Consider the following 25,993-nt stretch of genomic DNA (forward strand, 5'->3'; position numbering starts at 1 on the left):
TAGATTCTTGAGTAAACTTGGCCATATGTGCTGGTACCTCCTATTGTTGGTTGGGGTGTCCAACAATAGGGGTGCAACTCAGCGTTGCCCTGCGGGGTCTCAACTGTCCAGCTCCGGCGGCTAGCCCCTCGAGGTCATAAGCTTAATGGCCCAAGAAGGCAAAAGGACGCCTTCTTAGTCCATTCATCTTATGCTTGTCGGGGCTGAACAACCCGCCTCCGCATTTCGTGCTGTCCAGCATTTCCCGCAGGAGTCGAGCACCTTCCGCTCCAATCAACTATAGTAAATAAATGTCTATATTGCTTCGGTTTTTTTAAGGCAGAAGTGATTGTTTATAGTTATAGAATAGTTAAAGTTAAATGCTCTTAATTCTTTAATGGTTTTTGAGAAGCATTTGGCTCTGTCACCAATAGCTTGATAAGAGGGTGTGGGGAACTGCGTAGACTCCTACGGAAAAACGGGCGTGTCGAGACCCCGGAAGCGAAGTGTGCTGAGGAGGCTCGGCCGAACGTCCGTGGAAAGCGAAGCAGTTCCCCTCACCCTGTAGCTCACACTCGTTGACAGAGCTACAGATCATAGGAAGTGAAAAAAACAACAATATTTGAAGGATTTCACAAATATGTACCACAATTATTCTTCTATTTCTGCTATTCTTTAAGTAGCAAACGGATGTAAGGGGTATAGTATGAAACGATTTGTATTCACTTTCGGTTTTTTGATGATTCTGGTAAGTTCGGGCATTCTCTTCTTCCAGTGGATGGGGTTTACGACAGAGAGTGCGGGTGAATCCAGTATTGTTGAGGTAAGTCAATCCTATTCCATCATTCATAAAGAAGATACGTTTCATGTGACTCAGAAGATCCACTTCCAATCAACCATTTCTCCTGCCCCCCTCTTGATCAAATGGCCGGCTGAGGCGGGGAACTTTACCTGTATAGATAAAGAAGAAAACAATTGTCTAACGAAAGAAAACGGTGAATTTTATGTAAGTACGTTCAATCATGATCCTCAGGAAATCACCATAACCTATTCATTAAAGCAGTCGACGAAAGCTGAGAATATGCCATTAAGAAATTGGTATCCTGTACTTTCTGGGGTTTCTACCCTCAAAACAGATATTCAGTTAACCGAAAAGAGCTTAAGAAACGGAAAATGGATAGCGGGTTATCCATCTTCAAGCCATAAAAAACTGGATTATATCGATTATTATTTCTTCAGTGGCAGAGGGGAACCTTCGGATCTAGTGTGGACTAAAGAATCATGGAAAGAGAGTGGCTCTTCAAAAGTAACGATATTGACCGAGGAAGGGGATCCAGTCGGATTTGACAAGCTGGATACACTCGAATCCGCTGACGGTTATGTGAAAGTCCTCATTACGGATAAAATCAAACCTTTTAACTCCCCTCATCTGATCGTGATCAATGATGCGTACGGGGAGCAGTTGAAAAGTATAAGGCATAGCCTGTTGTATCAAACGTTGTCCTCAAGTGATGAAGATGCGTGGTTGAAGGAATTGGCTGTCAGTATCCTACTTAATGAGCCTCCATACGCTGCTAAACCGGCATGGGCATACAAACAGCTAAAAGACGGTCTCACCTCTTCCCAGTGGGATGATCTTAGAAAAAAGATAAAAGATCAATCCATAGACAGTGACATGTTTGATGAAGCAGTCAGTAGCGTGACAGGGTTTATATGCTCTTTTTTTGCTGAAAGTGTAAAAGGGAATGAGCATCCTCTGCTTATCCTCAATGCGAGTAAGCCAATGAAGGTCAATCGAAAACCAATTCAGCTCTCTTACATTTCATATCAACAAAAGGAATACATTCAGTTCCCTGAAGCCGTCGAGGCATTAGGAATTGAAATGGAAGAACTGCAGCCCGGCGTATACTTCACTTCTGTAGAGGGAAATACATTAAGGTTCTATATAAATGAAGATTATTTCATATATAATGAAGAAAACTACGGATTACTGGGGAAGCCGGTTCAAATGATAGGGGATACCATTTATATGGACATACACTGGTATGGAAAATTGTTCGATGCGGAAGTGAAGAACAAGGAAAATGCCATCGAGATTTTAAAGGAAATGTAAAAAGCCCTGCAGAACTTTCTGCAGGGTCCTTCTATATCCATCTCTGGAAAGAAGGCAAAGGGAGAGGAGAAACCGGAGGAAGAACTTATGGGGAATCGTAAGTCTTCTCCGCGGTTGGCAACAACATCAGTTAGGATGCTGTTACTTTCATTATCACCTATCAAAATGATTTTATACATTTTTGGTCGAAATTATGAATGTGGCGATATGTGTCGAGATATGATAGGATAGGGAGGAAAAAATACATATATGGTGGATGATTATGAGAGTCATATCAGGTACGTTAAAGGGCAGGCCGCTAAAGGCTGTTCCTGGAAGTGGAACACGGCCCACAACAGATAAGGTGAAAGAATCGATATTCAATATGTTAGGTCCCTATTTTGATGGCGGGACAGGATTGGACTTGTTTGCAGGAAGCGGTGGACTTGGCATTGAAGCGTTGAGCCGCGGACTCGATTCCGTCATTTTCGTGGATAGGGATCAAAAGGCGTTTCAAACGGTAAAGGCCAATCTTAAAGACTGTGATTTGATGGATCAAAGTGAAGTATACCGAAATGAAGCTACGAGAGCATTAAAGGCGATACTAAAAAGAGAAATAGTCTTTGACTATATATTTCTGGATCCTCCATACAAACAGCAAAAGCTTCAACAACTCCTGGAATTCATCGATGAACACAATCTTCTAAATGAAAGCGGTTTCGTCATGTGTGAGCATGGATCGGAAATGACACTGGAAGATAGAGTGGGAAGCTTGGAGAAGGTAAGGGAAGAGACCTACGGAATCATCAGAATATCGATATTTTCCAGAGGAGAATGATTGAGGAATTAAGATAAAGAACGGGAGGTAAGAAAATGCCAAGTATAGCAGTTTGTCCGGGAAGCTTTGATCCCATTACATACGGACATTTGGATATTATTACACGGGGTGCTAAGGTTTTTGATGAAATGTATGTGGTAGTACTGAATAATTCTTCTAAGAAACCACTATTTTCGGTGGAAGAACGAATTGAATTGATTCGGGAAGTCACCAGGGATATACCGAATGTGGTCGTCGATTCATTCCAAGGTTTGTTGGTCGATTATGCGAAGAATGTGAATGCAAAAGCGATCATCAGGGGATTAAGGGCGGTATCGGACTTTGAATATGAAATGCAGATCACGTCCATGAACCGGGTCCTGGATGATGAAATAGAGACGTTCTTTATTATGACGAATAACCAGTATTCTTTCTTAAGTTCGAGTATTGTCAAAGAAGTGGCTAAATACGGTGGCGATATCTCTGAGCTTGTACCGAAGCGTGTAGAAGAATCACTAAAGACGAAATATCAACGTGACTAACCATTCAGGGTTGATCCAACTATAGACCTTATATTCACTAACTGTGATATCGGTCTAGGGGGATCAACCTTGTTTTTCATTCAATTACATGTTTTCGGGCATATAGAATACTGTATACGATCAGACTTGAAATCGTGATAATGGGACCAACCGTTTTGAACCAATAGAGCATATCGGTCCAAAATGCGTCGTTATGCCTGGCGAATACCGGGATGGCATTGGATAGCTGTTCATCGGAGAACCTTTTATAAATAGGCTTCCAAATGAGAATGGTAGTGACAGAAGCTGCAAATCCATGAACTAAGCGTGCGTAGAAGAAAGGTTTAAATCGAATATCCGTATCTGCAAGGATACTTGCGACCTGTGCCTGGACGCTGAATCCACTGAAGCCTAATATAAAGCTTGTGATGATCGCTTGATGGAGGAGGGTGGCTTCAGTTACGCCGCTTGTGAGCTTTGAACCCAATGTGATTTCAAAGAGCCCTGAGATAAATGGGATGCTTAACTGATCGGGTAATTGCAGAAGTACAAATAATGTCGATAGACCCTCGGCAAAAAAGGTCGTGATGTGCAGGTGATACAGCATTTTATTAATAACAGAAAATAAGATGATGAATCCACCGATCATTAATAACGTTTGAATAGAGGAAGTGACGGCATCCCCCAATAGTTTACCGATGGGGCGTTTGTCCTCCAGTCTTGTCCGGTGAAGTGCAGAGAATGCTTCCCGGAGGATGAAACCTTTCCTTTTTGTTAGGCTGCTTCTGATTTCTTCTTTCTCTTTGGCTCCATAGAACCTCATGACGACGCCAACAAAAATGTTCCCGATATAATGAGCGGCTGCTAACACAATGCCCAGTGTAGCGTTTTGGAAGAACCCGACAGATACTGCTCCGAATATGAATAGCGGGTTGGAAGAGTTGGTGAATGAAACGAGTCGTTCTGCTTCCACTTTCGAAATTTGTTCTTCCTGACGCAACCTGGCCGTCAATTTAGCTCCTGCGGGAAACCCCGATGCCATCCCCATGGCCCACACAAACCCGCCTACTCCCGGGACCCGGAATAATGGCCTCATCAAGGGCTCCAGCATAACTCCTATAAACCGGACTACCCCAAATCCGATCAGCATTTCAGACACAATAAAAAACGGCAATAAGGATGGAAAGACGATTTCCCACCACATGTCCAACCCTCTGATGGATGCCTCCAATGATTCCCCGGGCATCAAGATAAGAGATGTGGCAAATACCGTCACACTTATGGATAAAGCCAAGGTCTTGATTTTGGATTTAAACAACAGGACTTCCTCCCCTAAGAAAATAGTTCCTTCTATCTCAATTCCTTGTGAAATGGGAAAAGAATGATAAAATGAGATTAATTCAACTTGTCCTCATATTATTCAATATACTCATACATAACTGAAATAGACCATATGATGAATAGACCGATAACTCGGGAAAAGGGGGAAGGGCATGGATAGACCAAAGATCGGATTAGCCCTCGGCTCGGGTGGCGCAAGGGGATTTGCTCATTTAGGCGTCTTGAAAGCCTTTGATGATGCTGAAATACCGATTGATATGATTGCAGGCAGCAGTATGGGCGCACTTGTGGGCTGCTTCTATGGGGTGGGTCACAAGATGGAAGACCTCTACAAGCTTTCCACTACCTTCAGAAGAAAGTATTACTTGGACTTTACTGTTCCGAAAATGGGTTTCATATCTGGTAAAAGAATAAAAGAGTTCATTCAGCTTTTTACTCATAATAAAAATATTGAAGAATTAAATATCCCTGTAAGTGTTGTGGCAACTGACATAACCAATGGAGAAAAAGTCATATTTACCACCGGTCCAATAGCAAGCGCTGTAAGGGCAAGTATCGCTATACCTGGTATTTTTGTGCCTGAAAGGATAAATGGCCGTCTATTGGTGGACGGGGGCGTCATTGACCGGGTCCCGGTTTCGGTGGTGAAAGAAATGGGAGCGGATATTGTGATCGGGGTCGATGTGTCTCATGTGAAACGTAATGCAGAAATCACCACCATATATGACGTGATCATGCAAAGCATCGATATCCTTCAACTGGAAATCGTCGCTCACCGTGAATTTGCTTCTGATTTCATGATCAGACCACATGTAGAAATGTACAGTACCAGAGCTTTTAAAAACATTGAAGAAATCATCGATATGGGAGAAGAAGAAGCAAAGAAGGCTATTCCTTCCATCAAGGAAGCTCTGGACAATTGGAAGGAGTAAAAATATGAAAACGAAAACGCTGATAAGAACCCTGATCATCATGACCATCATCATGGTCGCCACTTCTTTTTATTATCTGCCTTTCTATGTAACGAAACCCGGAAGTGCACATGAACTGGATCCAATCGTCCACGTCGAGAATGGATATGAGGACGATGGGGAACTGATGCTGACAACCGTCAGAATGGGAAGGGCGAATATATATGCCTATCTAATGGCGAGCATAAGGAAATATGAATATATCTTTCCGGTAGAGGAGATCAGGAGTCCACATGAAAGCGATGAAGAATACAATCTTCGCCAACTTCAGCTCATGAATAACTCCCAAAGCCATGCCATTGAAGTGGCATACAGCAAAGCAGGCAAACCGTATGAATATAAATATAAAGGGATTTATGTATTAAATATATATCCTGACATGCCGGCTGAAAAAGTCCTGAAACCGGGCGATCGGATCACAGCCATCGATGGTCAAACGTTTCAGTCCTCACAAGAATTCATTGATTACGTAAGTGGGAAAACAAAGGGAGACAAAGTGGATATCACGTTCGTGCGGGATAAAGAGGAAAGGGTTGAAACGATTCCACTGGAAGAATTTCCCGATGCCCCTGATAAAATTGGCCTCGGCATCACATTAAGCGATGATAAAGAAATCATTACCGATCCACCAGTAAAGCTTGAGACCGAGGAAATAGGAGGACCTTCTGCCGGATTGATGTTCAGTTTGGAGATCTATGATCAACTAACCGAGGAAGACCTTGCTAAAGGGCACAGGATTGCCGGGACCGGGACAATCTCAGAGGATGGAGTAGTCGGACGTATCGGCGGCATCGAACAAAAAATCATTGCTGCTGACAAAGCGGATGCCGAATATTTCCTTGCACCGGATGAAACCATTACGAAAGAAATGAAGAAAAAATACCCTGATCTTGAATCCAACTATGCAGCTGCGAAAAGAACTGCTGAAGACATCGGTACGGATATGAAAGTGATACCTGTAAAAACTTTTGATGAAGCCCTGTCCTTCCTCAAATCAATCAAAAACTGAACAAAGAGACTGCCTCAGTACTGGGGCAGTCTCTTTGTTTGAATCATATTGTCTTCATGATAGGCGGTTGAGACCACTCTTGTCGAAGCAGTCTTTTTCGTGCATCTGGATGCTGTATGCCCAATGAATAGATTTCCGCGGCCTTTACATCTAAATGTATTTCGTGTTGATCTGCACTAGATAGCTTGCTGATCAAAGGGAGGGACAGGTTCTTTTTCCGGGAACGGATATATTCCCTGCCCCTGTCATTCATTCCTAAAAGGCGGATGTAACTTGGGGAGTCATGCCGGTTCCGCATCTCTTCTTTATGTGTATCGGTTAATACGTGAAGGAGCATTCTTTGAAGGCGTGTCCAAGTATATCGCTTCGTCTTGAGCTTGGTCATGAATTCTTCAAAGGACAAGGTAGACTTCGCACACTCTACCATCCGGTTTTCTATTCCCTCTTCTACTTCATATATATCCCTCAACTCATCTTTTGAAGAGGAGAGAAGCTTATACTGAAGCAATGGCCAATAATTCTCCCACCTGTGGAATCCTCCATACTCACTTTTATACCTATCCAGTTCCTGCACAGAACTGGCGGGTAGATAAAATCCGATCTCGTGATCCCCACGGGTACTGAATATGCTTTTTCGAATGCTGGTTGCACTGGCAATTGAAGGGGAGGAGAAATGTTCATCATGGTAACCGGCTGATTCACGCGTAATGGTATACGCTTTTAATGAAGAACAAAGCTGGTTCCTTGCTTCCAAATAGTGAAATCCCAAAATATTGTTGGGTTTACTTAAATCGATGACATCGTCCTGATGGCCTAATTTCCGAAATGCACCGGCGAGGGCTGAAGGATAGCTCATCCCTTCCTGGATAAATCCTTTTATGTACGCATTGTATTGCTCCTGGTTGGTTTGGATGAATCGAATCGTGTTGAGGAAAGCATCCATATCACCATCTTCGCTTCCGAAACAGAAGCTCTCACAGCCAAAACGATCAAGGAGTGAAATGGCACCTTTTGAAAAAATTTCAGCATGCTGAGTCGCAAAACAATATGGAAGCTCTATGACAACATCCACTCCCGTCTCCAACGCCATCCTGGTACGTGCCCATTTGGAAACGAGTGCAGGCTCTCCACGCTGGAGAAAGTGCCCACTCATCACGGCCACGACGATATCCGCCCCTGTAGTTGCCCGCGTCTCCCTCAAATGATGTAAATGTCCATTATGAAATGGATTATACTCCACTACGACCCCTGTGGCTCTCATAAAATCCACACATCCTTTCCGAAATCAGTCTCACATTCTTTATAATAGAAAATAAAAGTACTCAAATATCCTATTTTATTGAATCTAACTAAATATAACATATTTAATGATTTTGTCTTTCCGTTAGATTGGGGAAAGACTTTTTCTTAGAACCAAAGAGTGGATCGTAGCGGAAGCCACTTGACTCCTGCGGGAAATAGAGGAAAGGTCAAGACCCCGCAGGGCACCAGCCCGAGGAGGCTTGACTTCCTCCACGAGGAAAGCAAGTGGCTGCAGCGGAGAGGAACGGTCTCTGTGTTTTTTACGAGCCCATTTATGCATCTCAATAGGAAATCATAACGAATATCATAAAATATTTGAAAATCCTTATATTTAAACGTTATAATTACAACACTATGGAAGTAAAGAGTGTAAAGAAAAAATATTGACAAACGGTATTATGAAAGCTATAATTACCTTTGTTGCCTTGAGGTGATTACATTGAAATGGTCAATAATCCAATTACAAAAATTTAGAGACAAGGGACTTTCCATAGACGAAACGATTAATTTGGACGACCTGAAAGAAGTCGATCCCCAAATTATAGAAGTCTCGCCTATTCGGGTGTCTGGAAAGGCAGATATTGGTTCAAACCGTGTCACTTTCCATCTTCATATAGAAGGGAAGTTAGTCCTGCCTTGCTCAAGAACCCTTGTGGATGTCGATTTACCAGTTGACATCAATACGATTGAGACGTATCTTCTTAATGAAGCTGATTATGATCAGTATGAGGAAGAGGAAGTACATCGTATACAAGGTGATGTTATTGATTTAAAACCGGCTATTAGAGAATTGCTGTTACTTGAGATTCCGATGCAAGTAATCAGTGATGAAGCGAGAGAACAAGATGAGATGCCTTCCGGTAAGAACTGGGAAGTGATGACCGAAGAACAGGCTCGTGAAGTCGAACAAGAGGAAGAAAAGAAAGTAGATCCTCGACTCGCTGACTTAGCAAAACTTCTTGATCAAAACAAGAACTCTTAAAAGCGAAGTACCAGCTCGACTGGCTTCATAATGAGTATGAATCTCTTTTAAGGAGGTGGGAAGAATGGCAGTACCTTTTAGAAGAACTTCTAAAACAGCAAAAAGACAACGTCGTACACACATCAAACTAAGTGTACCTGGTATGGTAGCATGCCCAAACTGTGGTGAAATGAAATTGGCACACCGTGTTTGTAAAGAGTGCGGAACGTATAAAGGAAAAGAAGTTGTAAACAAATAATCGTTTACACCTCAAAAAAGCGTGAAGAGACCATGGCTCTTCACGCTTTTTTTGTCGTATAAATAGAAAAAGTCTGTTCATCCCCTCTTGAAACCCATACACTATAAGTAAAATAGAAGGGGGCTTTAAAGAATGGGAGAATATGTAATACATATGAACAATGAAGGGATATTAGAGTTTATCATCGACCGGCCACATAAACGAAATGCAGTGAGCTATGAAATCATGAATGGGCTTAGGGAGGCAATGGATGAGAGCGTTCAAAACGATCAAGTGAAAGCGCTCCTTATAACAGGGAGTGGAGATCGGGCATTTTGTTCCGGAGGAGACTTGTCGCAGTTCCACAATCTGAAAACACAAAGTCAAAGCTACGAAATGCTTAGTAAGATGGGTAGCCTTCTTACGAGACTCGCCTTTCTGCCGAAACCTACCATTGCCTTCATCAATGGGACAGCAATTGGCGGGGGATGTGAGATCGCCACTGCATGTGATTTCAGGGTTTCAAGAAGAACCGCTAAAATGGGGTTCGTTCAAGGGAATCTTGCCATCACGACTGGATGGGGAGGAGGGACTTTGCTCCTTGAAAGACTGCCTGTTTCCAAAGCCCTTTCTCTTTTAATGACGGCGCGTTTGGAACAGGCAGAAGCCCTTTTTCAAATGGGGTTCGTAGATGAAGTGGTGGATGAAACGATACCTGTTCATGAAGTGCCATTTATTAAAATGATTTCATCTAAATCTGCAGAGGTATTGAAGGCATATAAGCGACAACTTCTAAACCAGTGGAATACAAAGAGGATAGAAGAGAATATCGTGGAGGAAATCAAACAATGTTCCGAACTTTGGGCACAAGATGAGCACCACATGGCAGTAGAACAATTTTTATCTAAATAGGCAGATCACCAAAAGGAGCAGGCGAAAACCGGTTCCTTTTTTGTATATTAAAAAATAGTGAGGCTGATTCTATCTTCTCTAGTAAGAGCATATGTATGGAGAAACTGACGAAATAGGGGGGATGGAAATGTCTTCAAATAGACAGGATGCCTGGAGCCAGGATGAAGATGTATTGTTAGCGGAAGTGGTGCTGCGCCATATACGCGAAGGTGGTACTCAGCTGCAGGCGTTTGAAGAAGTAGGAAAAAAACTATCAAGGACATCCGCGGCATGCGGCTTTCGTTGGAATTCATTTGTTCGTAAACAATATAAATCCGGAATCGAACTGGCAAAGAAACAGAGAAAGCAATCTAAGAAACATTCTCCGCTAAAGAAGGCGTATGAAGAAAAGCAGGAAATCCCGACGGTTGAAAGTACGTCGGAATCTCCGGAAGCATTTTCAATGGGGAGTATGATACAGTACCTTCAAAAAGCAGAGGAAGCTGTCCGTATCGAGGAAAAGGTACGAAATGAAAACAATCAGCTTCATAAACAAATCTCACAACTGCAGGAAAAGCTTAAAGAAACAGAAGAAGAGTTGAAAGAGTATCAAGAAAAATTCAATCTTCTTGAAGAAGATCATAAATCTTTATTGGCCATTTTTGAAAAAGCGAGAAAAATGGCCCTGCTCCAAGGAAATGAGGACAAAGTGAAATTTCAAATGGATAAGAACGGAAATTTACAAAGATTGAATAAATGAAAAGAAAAAGGCTGACTCAAGTATACTTGAGCAAGCCTTTTTTTGTGTATTAACTGATTTTTTGTTCTTTGACCCCTTCAGGGAACCATACGTATGGATTTTCACCTAAATCTCTTTCTACTTCGTATGTTACGGCTTCAAACCCCATTTTCTCCCAGAAACCTTGAGATTTGATACGGGAGTTTGTTTTGATCGGCAATCCGAAGTTCTTGGCGAATTCCACTAATTCTTTTCCGTAGCTTTTATTCTGATACTTTGGCAATACTTCAAGCTTCCAAAGCTCCAGGTAATTCTGGGGAGGATCGAAGTATTGATCAAAACGGGCATTGCGTTGGTAAAGACTCATTCTGGCAACCAGGGTATCCCCGAAATAAATTCCGTAAAATGGAGATTCACTATCGTTTTCAATAATATTCGCCTGCAGTTCCTCAAGCATGGATAATTCCTGTACACCATATTCTTTAAATTTCTTAAACTCCTCTAGAGTTTTATAGTTTACTTTTAATTTTTCCACTTTCACTGCCATAATATGACCTCCTAAAATGCTGAAACATGATTCTTTGGAAACATGAAGAATGTTGTTTCCGTTTGCAATTCGTTTATTATTAGAACAAGTATTTATTATTATTATATAACAAAATAACAAAAAATTCTGCACTTAATTAAGAAAACGTTTACAATAGAGAAGAAGGATTTCGACGATTTTTGTAGAATTCGTATTATGAACAGGTGTGTTCTATGAAGAAAGGGGAGAGATTGTGCAGAAGATATTAATTGCAAACAGGGGAGAAATCGCTTCAAGGATCATCAAAACATGTAAACAATTAAACATTCAAACAGTCGCGGTTTATTCAGATGCAGATCAGGATATGCCCTTTGTGAAAGAAGCGGATGCTGCATTCCGCATAGGTGAATCACAAGTGAACCGTTCATACTTAGTAGTGGACAATATACTGGATGTTGCAAAGAAAGAGAAAGTGGATGGAATCCACCCTGGGTACGGCCTGCTATCGGAAAATGCTGACTTCGCGAAAAGGGTGACGGAAGAGGGCTTTACTTTTATTGGTCCTGCCCATGACATCATTGAAAAAATGGGAGATAAGGTAGAGGCGAGAAGAGTAATGCAGGAAGCGTCTGTCCCTGTGGTACCAGGGAGCGACGGAGGAGTCGGTACCATCGAGGATGCTAAAAGGGTTGCGCAGGAAATCGGCTATCCCGTTATGCTGAAGGCAAGTGGCGGAGGTGGGGGCATCGGCATGATCCGCTGTGAAAATGAGCAAGCGCTCGTTCAAAGCTTCGATTCTACTAAAAACCGTGCAAAAGCTTATTTCGGGAAAGAGGAAGTCTTTCTTGAGAAATGTATAGAGAATGCAAGACATGTAGAAGTACAAATCTTCGGTGATCATCATGGGAATCTCGTTCATCTATTCGAACGAAATTGTTCCGTACAACGAAGAAACCAGAAAGTGATAGAAGAATCTCCTTCTCCTGCCCTCTCTCAAGGAACGAAGGAGAAGATGTTCACAGCTGCCATACAGGCTGGAAGGGCAGTGAATTATACGAATGCAGGAACGGTAGAATTTATCGTTGATGAAGAAGAGAATTTTTACTTCCTTGAAATGAATACCCGCCTTCAGGTAGAGCATCCGGTCACTGAAACGGTCACAGGGCTCGATCTTGTGAAATGGCAGCTGATTGTCGCGGGCGGAGAGCCTCTGCCTCTTTGCAGGCAGGAGGAAATCCAGAATACCGGTCATGCGATTGAGTTCAGGGTATATGCCGAAGATCCAAAGACGTTTTACCCTTCTCCAGGAAAGCTGACAGAATTGGAATGGGGCGAAGGTGAAGGTGAAGGTGTCCGTATTGACAGCGGATATGAAAAGGGGAATAATGTGACTCCATTCTATGATCCGATGATCTCTAAATGTATCATCAAGGGAAATGACCGCCAGGATGCGCTGAATAAAGCAAAGGTTTTCTTTGCAGGGGTAACGATTGAAGGGGTCAAAACGAATGTCAGTCTTTTCAGGGATATCATTGAAGACAGCGGCTTTATAGAAGGATCATATACGACTAAATGGCTTCAGGACTTTTTGACAGCCAACCGCACGTAATGAGCACTAAATCAAACATAAGAAGATAAACTGGAGGAATCAATCATGAAGGAAATCACATCAACAATGGCAGGGACGGTATTAAATGTATTGGTGGAACAAGGTGGAGAGGTGTCTACCGGGGATACAGTTCTAATGCTTGAATCTATGAAAATGGAAATTCCCGTTGAAGCTGAAGCGGGAGGGAAAGTGACAGAGATTAAAGTAAGTGTAGGGGACTTCGTGAATGAAGGGGATGTACTACTTACAATCGAAGGATGATCCTGGTAAAACAATGAGCCAGAAATCAATGGCGATTTCTGGCTTGTCTGTGAGCCGTACTTGGATATTTACATAAAACGACGGAGGGGATAGTATGTCGACATCTAAAACGATCATCAATACTCTTGAAGAAACGAGAGAAAGAATTGCATCCGGTGGACAGCCAAAATATCATGAGAAATTGAAAGAACAGAAAAAGATGTTTGTCCGGGATCGTCTTCAACAATTATTTGATAATGGGGATTATCAGGAAGATGGGATGTTTGCCAACAACAAGGCTGAAGATTTACCGGCTGATGGAGTTGTGACGGCGACCGGAAAAGTAGGAGGGCAGACTGTGTGCGTCATGGCCAATGATTCCACGGTCAAAGCCGGTTCCTGGGGTGCGAGGACGGTAGAGAAAATCATCCGGATCCAAGAAACGGCACTCAATTTAAAAGTGCCTATCTTCTATTTAGTGGACTCTGCAGGTGCACGCATCACCGATCAGTTAGATATGTTCCCGAATCGGCGGGGGGCAGGCAAAATATTTCATAACCAAGTAAAGATGTCCGGGATGGTTCCACAAATTTGCGTCCTTTTTGGACCATCGGCAGCTGGAGGAGCATATATTCCTGCCTTCTGTGACATCGTCATCATGGTAGATGGAAATGCGTCCATGTATCTTGGGTCGCCTCGAATGGCGGAAAAAGTCATCGGGGAGAAAGTGACCCTTGAAGAAATGGGTGGTGCAAGAATGCATTGTACGGTCAGTGGATGTGGTGACCTGCTTGCGGCATCCGAAGAGGAAGCGATTGAAGAAGCGAAGAGGTATTTAAGTTACTTCCCGGCAAATTATCAGCACAAGCCAAAGGTGTTGGATGGACTTGCACCTAAACATGATAAACTGCTGGAAGACATCATCCCTGAACATCAAAATGCTCCTTTCAATATGTATGATTGCATCGATACGTTGATTGATGAAGGAAGCTTCTTTGAAATGAAAAAGCTGTTCGCTCCTGAATTGATCACTGGGTTCGGCCGACTTGACGGGAAGGTAGTGGGCATCATTGCCAATCAACCGAAAGTGAAGGGTGGAGTCCTTTTCCATGATTCTGCAGATAAAGGGGCTAAATTCATTCAATTATGTGATGCTTTCCATATTCCTTTGTTATTCCTGGCTGATGTACCAGGATTCATGATCGGGACGAAAGTGGAAAGAGCGGGGATTATCCGTCACGGTGCAAAATTGATAGCTGCCATGAGTTCGGCAACGGTAACGAAAATTTCCGTAATCGTAAGGAAAGCTTATGGAGCAGGTTTATATGCCATGGCTGGTCCTGCATTCGACCCGGATGTATGTATTGCTCTTCCTACGGCGCAAATCGCCGTAATGGGTCCGGAGGCTGCGGTGAATGCCGTCTATTCCAACAAGATCCAAGCTATCGAAGATCCGAAAGAAAGAATTCAGTATGTCCAGGAAAAACAGAAGGAATATAAAGAACATATCGATATTTATAAATTGGCGTCTGAATTAATTGTGGATGAAATCACCGCCCCGAACGAATTACGTACCGTATTGATCCAACGCTATAAGCTTTATGAAACAAAGGATGTCAAGTTCAGTGACAGAAAACATCCAGTATATCCTGTATAATGATATATTAAAGCAGGGCTCGTTCCTTTGGGACGGGCCCTTTCTTTCAAATAGCAATTGATTCTTTCTACCTATAACCGTTTTCTCACTGATGAAATTTTGGTAAAATGTTCATAAACGATGAAAAAGAAGGAGTTTGTATGAAAATTGGAGTCATTGGAGGCGGAGCGATAGGCCTTTTATTTGCTGGTTATTTAGGCCGGTTATTTGATGTGACCCTTATCGTGAGGAGAGAGTCCCAAGTCCGATCACTGGTGGAAAATGGAGTTACCATACATAAAAATGGGTCGGCAATCACAACCAGGGTCGGAGCAGCCCAAGAATTTGAAGTTCAGAAGGAATTAGACCTTGTAATTGTGGCAGTGAAGGAATATGATCTCCCGTTTCTTAGAAATAAACTCGTCGAACTAGGTTCTCATCTCCCCCTGATGTTTGTTCAAAACGGGGTGGGTCATGTTGAATGGGTGAAAGCATTACCTCATCATCACCTGATCGCGGGGTCAGTGGAGCATGGAGCAATGAAGGATAATGATGTCACCGTCCATCATTTAGGGGAAGCCGGGACGAATATTGCGTTAATTAGAGGAAATGGGCGTGTTATAGAAGAATTAGTATCAAAGAGTTCTGCTTCCTTCCCGTTTTCAATCCAGCAAGACTTCGAGGAAATGTTGCTGACTAAATTATTCGTCAATGTATTAATCAACCCCCTGACAGCTCTAACGGGTGTGACGAATGGTAAGCTTGTTGACAACCCATTTTTCCATGGACTGCAGAAGGATCTATTCAATGAGATGCTACTCTTATTTCCGCAAATGGAAGGGAATATCTCCTTCGAAAAAGTAGTCGATATCTGCCGGAATACATATCTAAACAGATCTTCCATGTTAAAAGACATAGAATCACAAAGAAGGACGGAAATTGAATCGATCATTGGAGTCCTTCTGGAAAAAGCGCAAAAAGAACACCATTTTGTACCCATCATGAATCTACTTTACCAATTAGTTAAAGGAATAGAAAGAGAAGGTCTGGGGGGATAAAATGGCTTCCATTTTTTCGACGATCATTGCCATATTCGTTATGATTCCATTTCTGGGGTATTTCATTAGTTTTATTCTTGCCAAGGAAATCTTAAAAAGTCACAGGAGAGCTGTTCATATTGCCATTGATATTACGACATTTCTCTTGATTGTATCTGTTCACTTTATTGTCCTCGCCATTTGGAAGACATCATACCTGTGGCTCATTTTTATTGTGGTCTGTTCAATCGGTGTCCTGTTTGCCATTATGTACTGGAAAGCAAAAGGTGAGATCGACTATCCAAAAGTCCTCAGGGGCTTCTGGCGGGTGAACTTCCTTTTATTTTTCACTGCCTATATCACATTAATGATCACAGGTCTCATCCTCCGAATTCTGGAATTGTATTAAAATTTGCAGGCAAGTTTTTTCCTTTTCATTAAGTGGAATGATATACTCTTCGTTAGGATATCAAGAGCTAGAAAAGGAGTAATTCATATGGAATTGGAAAGCTTAAACATTCCAGCAATAAATCAGTTTGCGTCTAAATACTTAAAACAAGAAGAGCCTGTCACTTCTTTTTTTCACTATAATATCAACAGACCATCCGTTTACGAGGAACGGATGGAGGATTTAAGGTCCCGTCACTTCCCTCGGGAGGGTCTATCAGAGTGCATCTCTTCCTATATGAAAGGGCTGCCTACTTCCGATAAAGTAGAAGAGGCACTTGAGAAACTGAGGAATAATGCGGTAACCGTCGTTGCCGGTCAACAGGCAGGTCTTTTGACTGGCCCCCTTTATACCATACATAAAATCATTTCAGTCATTCAATTGGCCAGGCAGCAGGAAGCGGAACTTAGGCACCCCGTGGTACCGGTTTTTTGGATTGCGGGAGAAGACCACGATTATCAGGAAGTGAATCATATATACGTTGAAAAAGGATCAAAGCTTGAAAAGGTGGGGTATCCTGAGAGGGTATTGGAAAAAAAGATGACCTCTCTCATAACGTATTCCAACTCAGTAATGAAGAAATGGCTTGATGACATACTGATTGCTTTAGGGGAAACGGAATACTCAAAACAGCTTTCAGTGGAGCTTCATCAGATGATCGATGAGGAAGAGTCAATCGTCCGCTTATTTGCTCATATCGTAATGAGTTTATTCAAGGAATTTGGATTACTGGTCATTGATTCCTCCCATCCACCACTTAGAAAACTTGAAGCGGCCCATTTCCGTCATTTGATTGAAAACAGCCAGTCGATAACGGATGCGGTCCTTCTGCAACAGCGCGACATCCGGGAAAGTGGTTTTCAAACTCAGCTGGAGATCTCTCCTTCTGCCGCCAATCTTTTTCTTCAAATTCAGAATGAAAGGGCTTTGTTAGACCGGGATGGGGATCTGTTTTTTGAGAAAAATAGCGGAAAAACCTTCTCTTCCGTCGAGTTATTATCGATGTTGGAGAAAAGCCCTGAATCATTCAGCAATAATGTCGTCACAAGGCCGATGATGCAGGAATGGCTATTCCCGAACCTGGCGTTTATTGCCGGACCTGGTGAAATAGCCTACTGGGGAGAATTGAAAAGAGCGTTTGAATATGTAGATTTGAAGATGCCTCCCGTCGTGCCACGATTAAATATCACCATAGTGGAAAGGGAGATAAATAAGAGGATCAAAGACCTCCAACTATCCATTCACGGAGTGATTACAGAAGGGGTAACAACTGCCAGGGATGCCTTTTGGAAATCCCTTGAACGTCCTGGGTTAGAAAAGGAAATGAAGAGCATTCAGGATGACCTCGATCGCCGATATGAGGAAATCCGTAAACAGGCCGTCTCGATTGATCAGGGATTAAATCCGATTCTTGATAAGAATCTTGAATTTCATCATGGTCAGTTCGATTATTTACGCAAAAAAATTGACAAAGCGTTAAAAGATAAGCACTCCTTGATCTTCACCCAGTTCATGAAAGTGGAAAACAGTATCAGACCAAATGAAGGACCACAGGAAAGAACCTGGAATGTCCTGTACTTCCTGAACAAATACGGCCCCACTTTCATAAGGGACCTGACCACTCTGGAATATTCTTTTGATGGCACTCATAAGGTGATCTACATCTGATCGGTCAATATATAAAAGGACCAAATTCGTTTTGATATGCGAATTTGGTCCTTTTTCTGTTGTATAAAGACAAAATTCAACTCTGGAAATTTGTCTGTAAAAGCAGGAAAAACACTAATGAAAAATAGAGGAAATATTTTGCAAGGAAAGAATATAGAAAAGAGTGGAGAAAAGTGGGGGGATGTGGTACATTTGTGATAGAAAGTGGGGGCAGTGCATATGTTCATGGGCGAATATCAACATAATATTGATAATAAAGGCCGTATAATCGTACCTGCCAAGTTCCGTGATCATCTCGGGGATTCATTTGTCATCACCCGGGGACTTGATCAGTGCTTATTTGGTTACCCCATGGATGAGTGGCGATCCCTAGAGGAAAAGCTTAAAGCCCTGCCGCTTACTAAAAAAGATGCCCGTTCCTTCACTCGATTCTTCTTCTCGGGGGCAACCGAGAGTGAACTGGATAAAACGGGCAGGGTGAATATTCCTGCTACACTTGTGAATTATGCACAATTGGATAAAGAATGCATTATTTTGGGAGTTTCCAATCGAATTGAGATTTGGAGTAAATCATTATGGGAAGACTATTTCACACAGTCTGAAGATTCATTTGCCGAGCTTGCTGAGAATATGGTGGGATTTGATATTTAGCCCACCACAAAACGTTCGATTGGAAAGGTGAAGTCAACATGTTTAAACATACAACTGTATTATTGAAAGAAACCGTAAATGGACTGGGAATCAAGGAAGATGGAGTCTATGTGGATTGTACGTTAGGCGGGGCGGGTCATAGTGAGTACCTGGCCAGCCAGCTTTCGTCCGAGGGGCATCTCTATTGCTTCGATCAGGATGAAACGGCCATCAATCATGCGAAAGAAAAGCTTGCAGCTTATCAGGACAGGGTCACATTCGTTCAATCCAATTTCCGACATATCAAGGAAGAACTTGAACATCTCGGAGTACATAGTGTGGATGGGATTCTTTACGATCTGGGTGTGTCATCTCCTCAATTGGATACTCCTGAAAGGGGCTTTAGTTATCACCACGATGCGCCTCTCGATATGAGAATGGACTTACAAGGCGAAGTGAGTGCATTTGATGTCGTAAACCACTGGTCATTTGAAGATCTGGTCCGAATCTTTTACCGGTATGGTGAAGAAAAGTTTTCGAAGCAGATTGCAAGAAAGATTGAAGCCGCACGCGAAGTGAAAGCAATCGAAACGACAGGTGAATTAGTAGAACTGATCAAGGAAGGGATTCCTGCACCTGCAAGACGAAAGGGTGGTCATCCTGCCAAAAGGGTCTTCCAAGCAATCCGCATAGCCGTCAACGATGAGCTTGGGGCCTTCGAGGATTCGTTGGAACAAGCCATAGGGCTTCTGCATAAGGGCGGAAGAGTGAGTGTCATCACGTTCCATTCTTTAGAGGACCGGATTTGTAAAACGATGTTCAAAGAAAAAGCATCAGGACCGGACCTGCCACCGGGATTACCTATTATCCCGGAAGGATATGAAGCAGAACTTAAACTAGTAACGAGAAAACCGATCCTGCCAAGCGAAGAAGAATTGGAAGAAAATAATCGGGCAAGGTCGGCTAAATTGAGAATCGCAGAAAAAAATATATAAAAAGAAGGAAACAGGAGGGAGAATTTTGAGTAACTTAGCCAGAAATTATGAGCAGCAAAAAGTTGAGAAATCCTATCAGTCCGTTCAAGCCAAACCTAAGCGTTTGAATGAGGAAAGAAGGTACGGGATCACCCCTGGTGAAAAAATCCTAGTAACTATCTTTGCAATGGTATTTTGTTTCCTTGCCGTTCAAATTGTATCGACTCAGGCTGCTATCTATGATGCCAATAAAGAAGTTCAGCACGTAGAAACGACCATCGAAAAGCAGGAAAAGGCGAATACTGACCTGAAACTTCAAGTAAGTGAGCTGAGTACGTACGAGCGTATTCTTGAAAAAGCAAAGGAACTTGGACTTAACTTAAAAGAAAAGAACGTTAAGGTTGTTGAACAATAATGAAAAAAAGACCAAGTATGAACATAGGGGCAGCCATCCTTTTCGGGATTTTCGGCTTGCTCTTTTTTGTATTAATGGTCCGCTTTGTCACCATTCAGGTCACGGGAGAAGCGGAAGGTAAGGTCCTTGCATCACAGGCGGCAAAGAAATACATTAAAAGCCATATTTTAGAAGCACACAGAGGGACAATCTTTGACGGGAAAGGGGAAGTCATTGCAGAGGATACGTCCGCTTATACACTGGTTGCGATATTAGATCCAAGTATAACGAGCGATCCAAAAAAACCGAAGCATGTGACAGATCCAGAAAAGACCGCCAAAGTCCTCTCCAACTATCTCGATATGAAGGAAAGTGCAATTTATGACCGCTTAACTAAAAAAGGTCAAAACAATAAACTTCCGTATCAAGTGGAATTCGGTGCTCCAGGTAGAGATTTATCCCATCAGATGATGCTCGAAATCAAGGAAGAGGATATTCCTGGTGTTACGTTCAGGAAGGAAGCGAAACGATTCTATCCTAACGGCTCCTTCGCCTCACATCTTATCGGGTTCGCACAGAAATCAACGGACGACGATGGGGATTCTACGACAGTGGGTAAAATGGGAGTGGAAGCAAGCTTCAATGATGTTCTGAAGGGCAAGGATGGATCTGTTGCATATAAGAGTGACGTGTGGGGCTATCTGCTTCCCAATGCAGATGAGCATGTTACACCACCCAAGGATGGGGATGACCTTTATCTGACCATCGATAAGAAGATTCAAACCTTCCTTGAAGAAGCAATGAATGAAGTCCAGAAAAAATACAAGCCCAAGAAAATGTTTGCCATCGTATCTGACCCGAAGACAGGGAAGATTCTTGCCATGAGTCAAAGACCTACCTTTCACCCGGATACACGGGAGGGGCTCTTGGATAACTGGACCAATATCATCGTTGAAGATACATATGAACCGGGATCCACGATGAAGTCTTTTTCCCTTGCAGCTGCAGTGAATGAAGGAAAGTTCAATCCGAATGAAACCTATGAATCTGGTAAGTTCTACGTGGAAAATGTTCCAAATCCGATCCGGGATCATAATGGAGGAGAAGGTTGGGGAACGATTACGTTCCTTGAAGGCGTACAAAGATCCTCCAATGTTGCATTCGCGAATCTGTTGGATAAAATCGGGTTTAAGAAATATGAAAACTATTTACATGACTTTGGATTTGGCGAAGCGACAGACGTAGGATTACCGAATGAGGCATCGGGTTCGATATTATACCATTACCCGATTGAAAAATATACGACCATCTTCGGTCAAGGTACGACCGTCACACCGCTTCAAATGGTTCAGGCGGAATCGGCGATTGCCAATGACGGGAAAATGATGAAGCCTTATGTCATTTCAAAGATCGTCGATCCTAATACAAAGAAAGTGATCAAAGAGACGAAGCCTGAAGTTTCAGGAAGCCCCATTACGAAGGAAACGGCGATCAAGACCAGGGAATACCTGGAGACGACCGTCACATCTGAAAATGGTACAGGACAGAAGTTTGCGATAGATGGATATCGTGTCGGTGGCAAATCAGGTTCGGGTCAGATACCGGATCCATCAAATGGCCGGTACATGGTCGGGAAAGAAAATTATCTTTTCTCCTTTATGGGTATGGCTCCTATCGACGACCCTCAGTTAATCGTTTATGTCGGGATCCAACAGCCTGAATTGGAACCGACTGAAATCGGATCTGATCCGGTCTCTGCCGTCTTCAATCCTGTGATGCAAAACAGCTTAAAATACCTGAACATCAAACCTCAGGAAAAAGTGAGCCTGAAGAAACAATCACTCCCTGAAACGAGGGAAATGAGCGTGGAAGAAGCGAAAAAAGAGCTGGAAAAAGCAGGGGTCACTCCTATCGTGGTCGGAAATGGTTCACAAGTGGTCAAGCAGCTTCCTCAAGGCGGAAAAACTATTCTTGAAGGAGAAAGAGTTGTGATCAAAACCGATGGAGACATTACCATTCCGGATATGAAAGGGTGGTCAGTAAGGGATGTCTTTAAAGTAGCCAATATCGCCGGTCTTAAGATCAATATGGTTGGAAATGGATATGCTTTCAGCCAGAATATCCAGCCCGGGATAAAGGTCAAGAAAGATGAGCCACTCGTCGTCAACTTTAAGACACCTGAAGAAGCAGCGGCTCCAAAAGAAGAAGAACAACAAAATTAGCGAAAAGGGATGACTCGAAAACCGGGTCATCCCTTTTTGTCCATCCTTCCCTAAAACGGAATTCCGTTTAAAGTAGCCATTTAGTCTTTCGTTGAATTCAAACATACCACCATAAGTCCAAGCATATAATGGAACGAGCCATAGAAGGGGAGGTTCCATTTGTGAAAAGAGTATCCAATGTAACGGTAAGGAAGAGATTGGCAGTAGCACTTGTAATAGGGGTCCTTATTTTCTCCATCATAGATATCAGGCTGGGGTATGTTCAGTTTTTTAAAGGGGACTGGCTTACCGGTTTGGCAAAAGACTCCTGGAGTCGAAATATCCCATTTCAACCTGAGAGAGGGAAAATAGTAGACCGAAATGGAGTAGAACTCGCCGGGAATCAAAGTGCACCGACAATATTTGTCGTGCCACGGCAAATTACGGATCCTCAAGGGACAGCGGATAAACTGGCGGCCGTTCTTAATATTTCAGTTGAATCTGCATATAAATATGTAACACAGAAAGCAAATATGGTGTTGATAAAGGAAGCAAGGAAGATCTCTTATGAGAAAGCGAAAGAAGTACGGGATTTAAACTTAAAGGGTGTGTATTTAGGGGAGGATTCCAAGCGTTATTATCCATATGGAAGTTATTTATCCCATGTACTTGGCTTCGCTGGAATAGATAATCAAGGGCTTATGGGGCTGGAACTTTCCTATGATGAAGAGCTTAGTGGAGATAAAGGGTATGTGAAATTTTTCTCCGATGCCAAAGGAAAGAGAATGCCTGATATGGCAGATGATTTTGAAAAACCCGAGAATGGGTTGGATTTAAAGTTAACGATCGATACCAAAGTACAGACAATCGTTGAGCGTGAATTGGACATCGCAGAGGCGACGTATAATCCAGATGGCATCATTGCCATCGCCATGAATCCTAAGAATGGTGAAATACTGGCCATGTCGAGCAGACCGACATTTGATCCGGCTAACTTCCGAAATGTCCCTCAGGAGATCTATAATCGGAATTTACCGATTTGGAGTACGTATGAACCGGGGTCTACGTTCAAGATCATTACTCTTGCGGCAGCACTCGAAGAAAAAAAGGTGGACCTTTATAAAGAGACATTTCATGACCCCGGGCATATCGAAGTGGCTGGATCGACTCTCCACTGCTGGAAGCGTGGGGGACACGGGACACAAACATTCCTGGAGGTGGTTCAGAACTCATGTAACCCAGGATTTGTGGAGTTGGGTCAAAGGTTAGGGAAAGAAAAATTGTTCAGCTATATCCATGATTTTGGTTTTGGTGAAAAGACGGGGATCGATCTACAAGGGGAAGGGAAGGGGATTCTCTTTAACCTCGACCGTGTCGGGCCTGTAGAACAGGCGACAACCGCATTTGGCCAGGGGGTGGCCGTTACCCCCATTCAACAGGTTGCAGCCGTGTCAGCGGCAGTCAATGGAGGAGTATTGTATCAGCCTTATATCGCTAAAGAGCTTATCGACCCTTCAACAGGAGAAGTGGTCATGAGAAAGAGCCCTCAGATCAAGAAAAGGGTCATTTCCGAAGAAACGTCAAAGCAGATTCGTGAAGCGTTGGAAAGTGTCGTGGCCAAAGGAAGCGGAAAGAAAGCGTTTGTTGACGGTTACCGTGTAGGTGGGAAAACGGGGACAGCTCAAAAGGCAAAGGATGGTAAGTACCTGGAAAACAATCATATCGTTTCCTTTATGGGAGTGGCACCTGCAGATGACCCTCAGATTGTAGTGTATGTCGCTGTCGATAATCCGAAGGGGACGATTCAATTCGGTGGCGTCGTAGCAGCCCCGATAGGAGGGAGTATCATAGGCGATAGTCTGGAGGCAATGGGGGTACCGAAGCGTAAGGGTCAAATTGAAAAAGAGATGACCTGGACCGACATCCCGTTGATTGAAACCCCTGACCTGGTCGGATTGACGAAGAATGAGCTGAAGGAACAACTTGTTAACCTGGACCTCGACGTAAGCGGAAGCGGAGAAAAAGTGGTAAGTCAGTCTCCGGACCCGGGGGTGAAAATAAAACAGGGATCAAAGGTAAGGGTTTATCTATCTGAAGAATAATGGCGGAGTAGGTCTACACAATAGTCATTTCATGATATACTTTTTATTTATGCCGGGGATTTGAATCGATAAATCCCCGGGTATAAAGTGTCAGCCATAGTGATGTTAAAAAGATCTCGAACTAAGTTAAAAGGTTGATAGCTTTCATTCATGTTTTTTTGTAAAATATAAAAAGGTTGCTTTCTGCCTGTGAGGAGTTGAAAGGATGAGATTGCACACTTTGCTGGAAGTACTACCGTTTTTTTCAGTACAGGGTGAAGGGAATCCAGCTATTTCAAACATCGCTAACCACCATAAAAAAGTAAAGAATGGTGATTTATTTATTTGTATTAATGGATTGGAGATTGATAGCCACTCTCTTGCCGGAGTGGCAGAGAAGAATGGTGCAGCAGCGATCCTTGCAGAAAGGAAACTGGATGCAGGCGTTCCTGTCGTCATTGTTCCCGATACGAAGAAAGCGATGGCGATACTTTCGGACCATTTTTATAAACAGCCTTCCCATCAGTTGCTCTTGGTCGGAGTGACGGGGACCAATGGCAAAACCACGACGACCCACCTCATCGATCACGTTTTTACTCAGAGTGGGGTGAAGACAGGATTGATTGGAACTCTGCATATCAAAGTGGGGGAGGAGTTGGAGGTCAGCCATAATACGACGCCTGACAGTTTAACCCTTCAGCAGACATTCAGAAGATTTTGTGATAAAGGGGTCCGGTCGGCCATCATGGAAGTTTCTTCACATGCTTTGGATCAAGGTCGGGTGCACGGCTGTGACTATGATATTGCTGTGTTTACGAATCTGACACAGGATCATCTTGATTATCACAAAACGATGGAAGACTACCGTAATGCGAAGGGCTTATTGTTTTCTCAATTAGGGAATACTTATTTTAAGAAATCCCCTAAATATGCCATTATTAATAAGGACGATGATGCAGCTGATTATTTCATCAAATCCACAGCCGCCCATGTATTTACATATGGACTGTCTCCATCAGCTGATTTCCATGCCAAAGATGTGGTCCTTAGGGCGACAGAATCGGTCTTCACCCTTGTCTCTCCATTTGGGGAACGTGAACTCGTCTTAAATTATGCAGGGAAGTTTAATGTGTACAACGCCCTGGCTGCAATAGCGACAGCGTTTGCTGCCGGTATATCAATCGATGAAAGCATAAGGAGCCTTGAAAAAGCCAAAGGGGTCAGGGGACGGTTTGAAACAGTTTCAGAAGGTCAGCCCTTTTCGGTCATCGTCGACTATGCCCATACTCCGGATGGCTTGAAAAATGTATTAGAGACCATCCGGTCGATTACAAACGGCCATGTGATAGTGGTGGTCGGATGCGGAGGGGACAGGGATAGGATCAAGAGGCCGATCATGGCGGAAATCGCCTGTGATTACGGCGATTATGCCATTTTCACTTCTGATAATCCCAGGACCGAGGACCCCGGGGCTATCCTGAAGGATATGGAAGCCGGAGTGGTCGGCAAACAATATCAATTGATCGTTGATCGCAAAGAGGCGATCAAAGAAGCCTTGAGCCTTGCGAAACCGGAAGATGTCGTCCTGATTGCCGGGAAAGGACATGAAACCTATCAGATCATAGGGAATCATGTATACGATTTCGATGACCGGGAAGTGGCAAGACACTTCATCAAGGGGTTGTAGG

Annotated in this window: 24 protein-coding genes; 21 read left to right on the forward strand and 3 right to left on the reverse strand. The window is 43.1% G+C overall.

The features are described 5' to 3' along the window. Positions 1–685 precede the first annotated feature (685 nt). The 3 genes from NQ095_RS09005 (at position 686) to coaD (ending at position 3,430) form a co-directional block, all read left to right on the forward strand. Positions 686–2,092 (forward strand): hypothetical protein, encoded by a 1,407-nt coding sequence (locus NQ095_RS09005; protein WP_258263165.1) that lies wholly within the window; start codon positions 686–688, stop codon positions 2,090–2,092. A gap of 262 nt (positions 2,093–2,354) precedes the next feature. After that, entirely contained in the window at positions 2,355–2,909 is a 555-nt protein-coding gene (gene rsmD / locus NQ095_RS09010; protein ID WP_258263166.1) for a 16S rRNA (guanine(966)-N(2))-methyltransferase RsmD, read from the forward strand. A gap of 35 nt (positions 2,910–2,944) precedes the next feature. Further along, on the forward strand, positions 2,945–3,430 hold the full coding sequence (gene coaD, locus NQ095_RS09015; protein WP_258263167.1) for a pantetheine-phosphate adenylyltransferase: 486 nt from the start codon (positions 2,945–2,947) through the stop codon (positions 3,428–3,430). A gap of 76 nt (positions 3,431–3,506) precedes the next feature. Here the strand turns inward: coaD and ylbJ are convergent, their stop codons facing one another. Continuing rightward, positions 3,507–4,727, reverse strand: a complete 1,221-nt coding sequence (gene ylbJ / locus NQ095_RS09020) for a sporulation integral membrane protein YlbJ (RefSeq protein ID WP_258263168.1) — start codon at positions 4,725–4,727, stop codon at positions 3,507–3,509. A gap of 175 nt (positions 4,728–4,902) precedes the next feature. Here ylbJ and NQ095_RS09025 point away from each other — a divergent pair, with 175 nt between their 5' ends. Both NQ095_RS09025 and NQ095_RS09030 read left to right on the forward strand, forming a co-directional pair. After that, positions 4,903–5,682, forward strand: coding sequence for a patatin-like phospholipase family protein (locus tag NQ095_RS09025; protein WP_258263169.1), 780 nt, complete (start codon positions 4,903–4,905; stop codon positions 5,680–5,682). A 4-nt stretch (positions 5,683–5,686) separates the two neighbouring features. Further along, complete coding sequence (locus tag NQ095_RS09030) at positions 5,687–6,730, forward strand: SepM family pheromone-processing serine protease (RefSeq protein WP_258263170.1); 1,044 nt, start codon at positions 5,687–5,689, stop codon at positions 6,728–6,730. 43 nt (positions 6,731–6,773) lie between these two features. On the opposite strand, the gene NQ095_RS09035 is transcribed toward NQ095_RS09030, so the two are convergent. Beyond that, positions 6,774–7,991: a nucleotidyltransferase gene (locus NQ095_RS09035; protein ID WP_258263171.1), complete on the reverse strand. Its 1,218-nt coding sequence runs from the start codon at positions 7,989–7,991 to the stop codon at positions 6,774–6,776. A gap of 480 nt (positions 7,992–8,471) precedes the next feature. Here NQ095_RS09035 and NQ095_RS09040 point away from each other — a divergent pair, with 480 nt between their 5' ends. From NQ095_RS09040 to NQ095_RS09055, 4 genes are all read left to right on the forward strand, one after another. Continuing rightward, positions 8,472–9,014: a YceD family protein gene (locus NQ095_RS09040; protein WP_258263172.1), complete on the forward strand. Its 543-nt coding sequence runs from the start codon at positions 8,472–8,474 to the stop codon at positions 9,012–9,014. Between the two features lie 64 nt (positions 9,015–9,078). Beyond that, positions 9,079–9,252: a 50S ribosomal protein L32 gene (gene rpmF / locus NQ095_RS09045; RefSeq protein WP_060669915.1), complete on the forward strand. Its 174-nt coding sequence runs from the start codon at positions 9,079–9,081 to the stop codon at positions 9,250–9,252. 132 nt (positions 9,253–9,384) lie between these two features. After that, positions 9,385–10,143, forward strand: coding sequence for an enoyl-CoA hydratase/isomerase family protein (locus NQ095_RS09050; RefSeq protein ID WP_258263173.1), 759 nt, complete (start codon positions 9,385–9,387; stop codon positions 10,141–10,143). Positions 10,144–10,270: 127 nt separating this feature from the next. Beyond that, positions 10,271–10,882: an RsfA family transcriptional regulator gene (locus NQ095_RS09055; protein WP_258263174.1), complete on the forward strand. Its 612-nt coding sequence runs from the start codon at positions 10,271–10,273 to the stop codon at positions 10,880–10,882. A gap of 49 nt (positions 10,883–10,931) precedes the next feature. On the opposite strand, the gene NQ095_RS09060 is transcribed toward NQ095_RS09055, so the two are convergent. Then, a complete protein-coding gene (locus tag NQ095_RS09060) occupies positions 10,932–11,408 on the reverse strand; it encodes an N-acetyltransferase (RefSeq protein WP_258263175.1) in 477 nt (158 codons plus the stop codon). A 232-nt stretch (positions 11,409–11,640) separates the two neighbouring features. Between NQ095_RS09060 and NQ095_RS09065 the strand changes: the two genes are divergently transcribed. From NQ095_RS09065 to NQ095_RS09120, 12 genes are all read left to right on the forward strand, one after another. Beyond that, on the forward strand, positions 11,641–12,996 hold the full coding sequence (locus tag NQ095_RS09065) for an acetyl-CoA carboxylase biotin carboxylase subunit (RefSeq protein ID WP_258263176.1): 1,356 nt from the start codon (positions 11,641–11,643) through the stop codon (positions 12,994–12,996). A gap of 45 nt (positions 12,997–13,041) precedes the next feature. Continuing rightward, complete coding sequence (locus NQ095_RS09070) at positions 13,042–13,257, forward strand: biotin/lipoyl-binding carrier protein (RefSeq protein WP_060669906.1); 216 nt, start codon at positions 13,042–13,044, stop codon at positions 13,255–13,257. Positions 13,258–13,351: 94 nt separating this feature from the next. After that, positions 13,352–14,893 carry an acyl-CoA carboxylase subunit beta gene (locus NQ095_RS09075; RefSeq protein WP_258263177.1) on the forward strand — a complete coding sequence of 514 codons (1,542 nt, stop codon included), beginning with the start codon at positions 13,352–13,354 and terminating at the stop codon, positions 14,891–14,893. A gap of 140 nt (positions 14,894–15,033) precedes the next feature. Further along, complete coding sequence (locus NQ095_RS09080) at positions 15,034–15,930, forward strand: 2-dehydropantoate 2-reductase (RefSeq protein WP_258263179.1); 897 nt, start codon at positions 15,034–15,036, stop codon at positions 15,928–15,930. Position 15,931: 1 nt separating this feature from the next. After that, the gene (locus NQ095_RS09085) at positions 15,932–16,318 is read left to right on the forward strand and encodes a DUF3397 domain-containing protein (protein ID WP_060669895.1); all 387 of its coding nucleotides are present in this window, start codon (positions 15,932–15,934) and stop codon (positions 16,316–16,318) included. Positions 16,319–16,405: 87 nt separating this feature from the next. Then, on the forward strand, positions 16,406–18,025 hold the full coding sequence (gene bshC / locus NQ095_RS09090; protein WP_258263180.1) for a bacillithiol biosynthesis cysteine-adding enzyme BshC: 1,620 nt from the start codon (positions 16,406–16,408) through the stop codon (positions 18,023–18,025). A 219-nt stretch (positions 18,026–18,244) separates the two neighbouring features. After that, on the forward strand, positions 18,245–18,676 hold the full coding sequence (mraZ, locus tag NQ095_RS09095) for a division/cell wall cluster transcriptional repressor MraZ (RefSeq protein ID WP_098440851.1): 432 nt from the start codon (positions 18,245–18,247) through the stop codon (positions 18,674–18,676). 38 nt (positions 18,677–18,714) lie between these two features. Next, positions 18,715–19,650 carry a 16S rRNA (cytosine(1402)-N(4))-methyltransferase RsmH gene (gene rsmH / locus NQ095_RS09100; protein WP_258263181.1) on the forward strand — a complete coding sequence of 312 codons (936 nt, stop codon included), beginning with the start codon at positions 18,715–18,717 and terminating at the stop codon, positions 19,648–19,650. 25 nt (positions 19,651–19,675) lie between these two features. Next, the gene (ftsL, locus tag NQ095_RS09105) at positions 19,676–20,044 is read left to right on the forward strand and encodes a cell division protein FtsL (RefSeq protein WP_258263182.1); all 369 of its coding nucleotides are present in this window, start codon (positions 19,676–19,678) and stop codon (positions 20,042–20,044) included. Further along, complete coding sequence (locus tag NQ095_RS09110) at positions 20,044–22,245, forward strand: penicillin-binding protein (protein ID WP_258263183.1); 2,202 nt, start codon at positions 20,044–20,046, stop codon at positions 22,243–22,245. The genes ftsL and NQ095_RS09110 overlap by 1 nt, the downstream gene beginning before the upstream one ends. A gap of 161 nt (positions 22,246–22,406) precedes the next feature. Next, positions 22,407–24,326 (forward strand): stage V sporulation protein D, encoded by a 1,920-nt coding sequence (locus NQ095_RS09115; protein ID WP_258263184.1) that lies wholly within the window; start codon positions 22,407–22,409, stop codon positions 24,324–24,326. A gap of 205 nt (positions 24,327–24,531) precedes the next feature. Further along, positions 24,532–25,992 (forward strand): UDP-N-acetylmuramoyl-L-alanyl-D-glutamate--2,6-diaminopimelate ligase, encoded by a 1,461-nt coding sequence (locus NQ095_RS09120; RefSeq protein ID WP_258263185.1) that lies wholly within the window; start codon positions 24,532–24,534, stop codon positions 25,990–25,992. Position 25,993: the final 1 nt, after the last annotated feature.

It is taken from the genome of Rossellomorea sp. SC111 (genome assembly GCF_024733565.1).
Lineage (GTDB): Bacteria > Bacillota > Bacilli > Bacillales > Bacillaceae_B > Rossellomorea.

Coding starts and splice junctions, on each gene's coding strand:
- NQ095_RS09060 (WP_258263175.1), bottom strand. CDS start 11,408: ATGGCAGTGAAAGTGGAAAAATTAAAAGTAAACTATAAAACTCTAGAG.
- coaD (WP_258263167.1), top strand. CDS start 2,945: ATGCCAAGTATAGCAGTTTGTCCGGGAAGCTTTGATCCCATTACATAC.
- NQ095_RS09075 (WP_258263177.1), top strand. CDS start 13,352: ATGTCGACATCTAAAACGATCATCAATACTCTTGAAGAAACGAGAGAA.
- NQ095_RS09055 (WP_258263174.1), top strand. CDS start 10,271: ATGTCTTCAAATAGACAGGATGCCTGGAGCCAGGATGAAGATGTATTG.
- NQ095_RS09070 (WP_060669906.1), top strand. CDS start 13,042: ATGAAGGAAATCACATCAACAATGGCAGGGACGGTATTAAATGTATTG.
- rpmF (WP_060669915.1), top strand. CDS start 9,079: ATGGCAGTACCTTTTAGAAGAACTTCTAAAACAGCAAAAAGACAACGT.
- NQ095_RS09050 (WP_258263173.1), top strand. CDS start 9,385: ATGGGAGAATATGTAATACATATGAACAATGAAGGGATATTAGAGTTT.
- rsmH (WP_258263181.1), top strand. CDS start 18,715: ATGTTTAAACATACAACTGTATTATTGAAAGAAACCGTAAATGGACTG.
- NQ095_RS09030 (WP_258263170.1), top strand. CDS start 5,687: ATGAAAACGAAAACGCTGATAAGAACCCTGATCATCATGACCATCATC.
- NQ095_RS09120 (WP_258263185.1), top strand. CDS start 24,532: ATGAGATTGCACACTTTGCTGGAAGTACTACCGTTTTTTTCAGTACAG.
- NQ095_RS09025 (WP_258263169.1), top strand. CDS start 4,903: ATGGATAGACCAAAGATCGGATTAGCCCTCGGCTCGGGTGGCGCAAGG.
- NQ095_RS09085 (WP_060669895.1), top strand. CDS start 15,932: ATGGCTTCCATTTTTTCGACGATCATTGCCATATTCGTTATGATTCCA.
- NQ095_RS09110 (WP_258263183.1), top strand. CDS start 20,044: ATGAAAAAAAGACCAAGTATGAACATAGGGGCAGCCATCCTTTTCGGG.
- rsmD (WP_258263166.1), top strand. CDS start 2,355: ATGAGAGTCATATCAGGTACGTTAAAGGGCAGGCCGCTAAAGGCTGTT.
- mraZ (WP_098440851.1), top strand. CDS start 18,245: ATGTTCATGGGCGAATATCAACATAATATTGATAATAAAGGCCGTATA.
- NQ095_RS09080 (WP_258263179.1), top strand. CDS start 15,034: ATGAAAATTGGAGTCATTGGAGGCGGAGCGATAGGCCTTTTATTTGCT.
- NQ095_RS09035 (WP_258263171.1), bottom strand. CDS start 7,991: ATGAGAGCCACAGGGGTCGTAGTGGAGTATAATCCATTTCATAATGGA.
- NQ095_RS09005 (WP_258263165.1), top strand. CDS start 686: ATGAAACGATTTGTATTCACTTTCGGTTTTTTGATGATTCTGGTAAGT.
- bshC (WP_258263180.1), top strand. CDS start 16,406: ATGGAATTGGAAAGCTTAAACATTCCAGCAATAAATCAGTTTGCGTCT.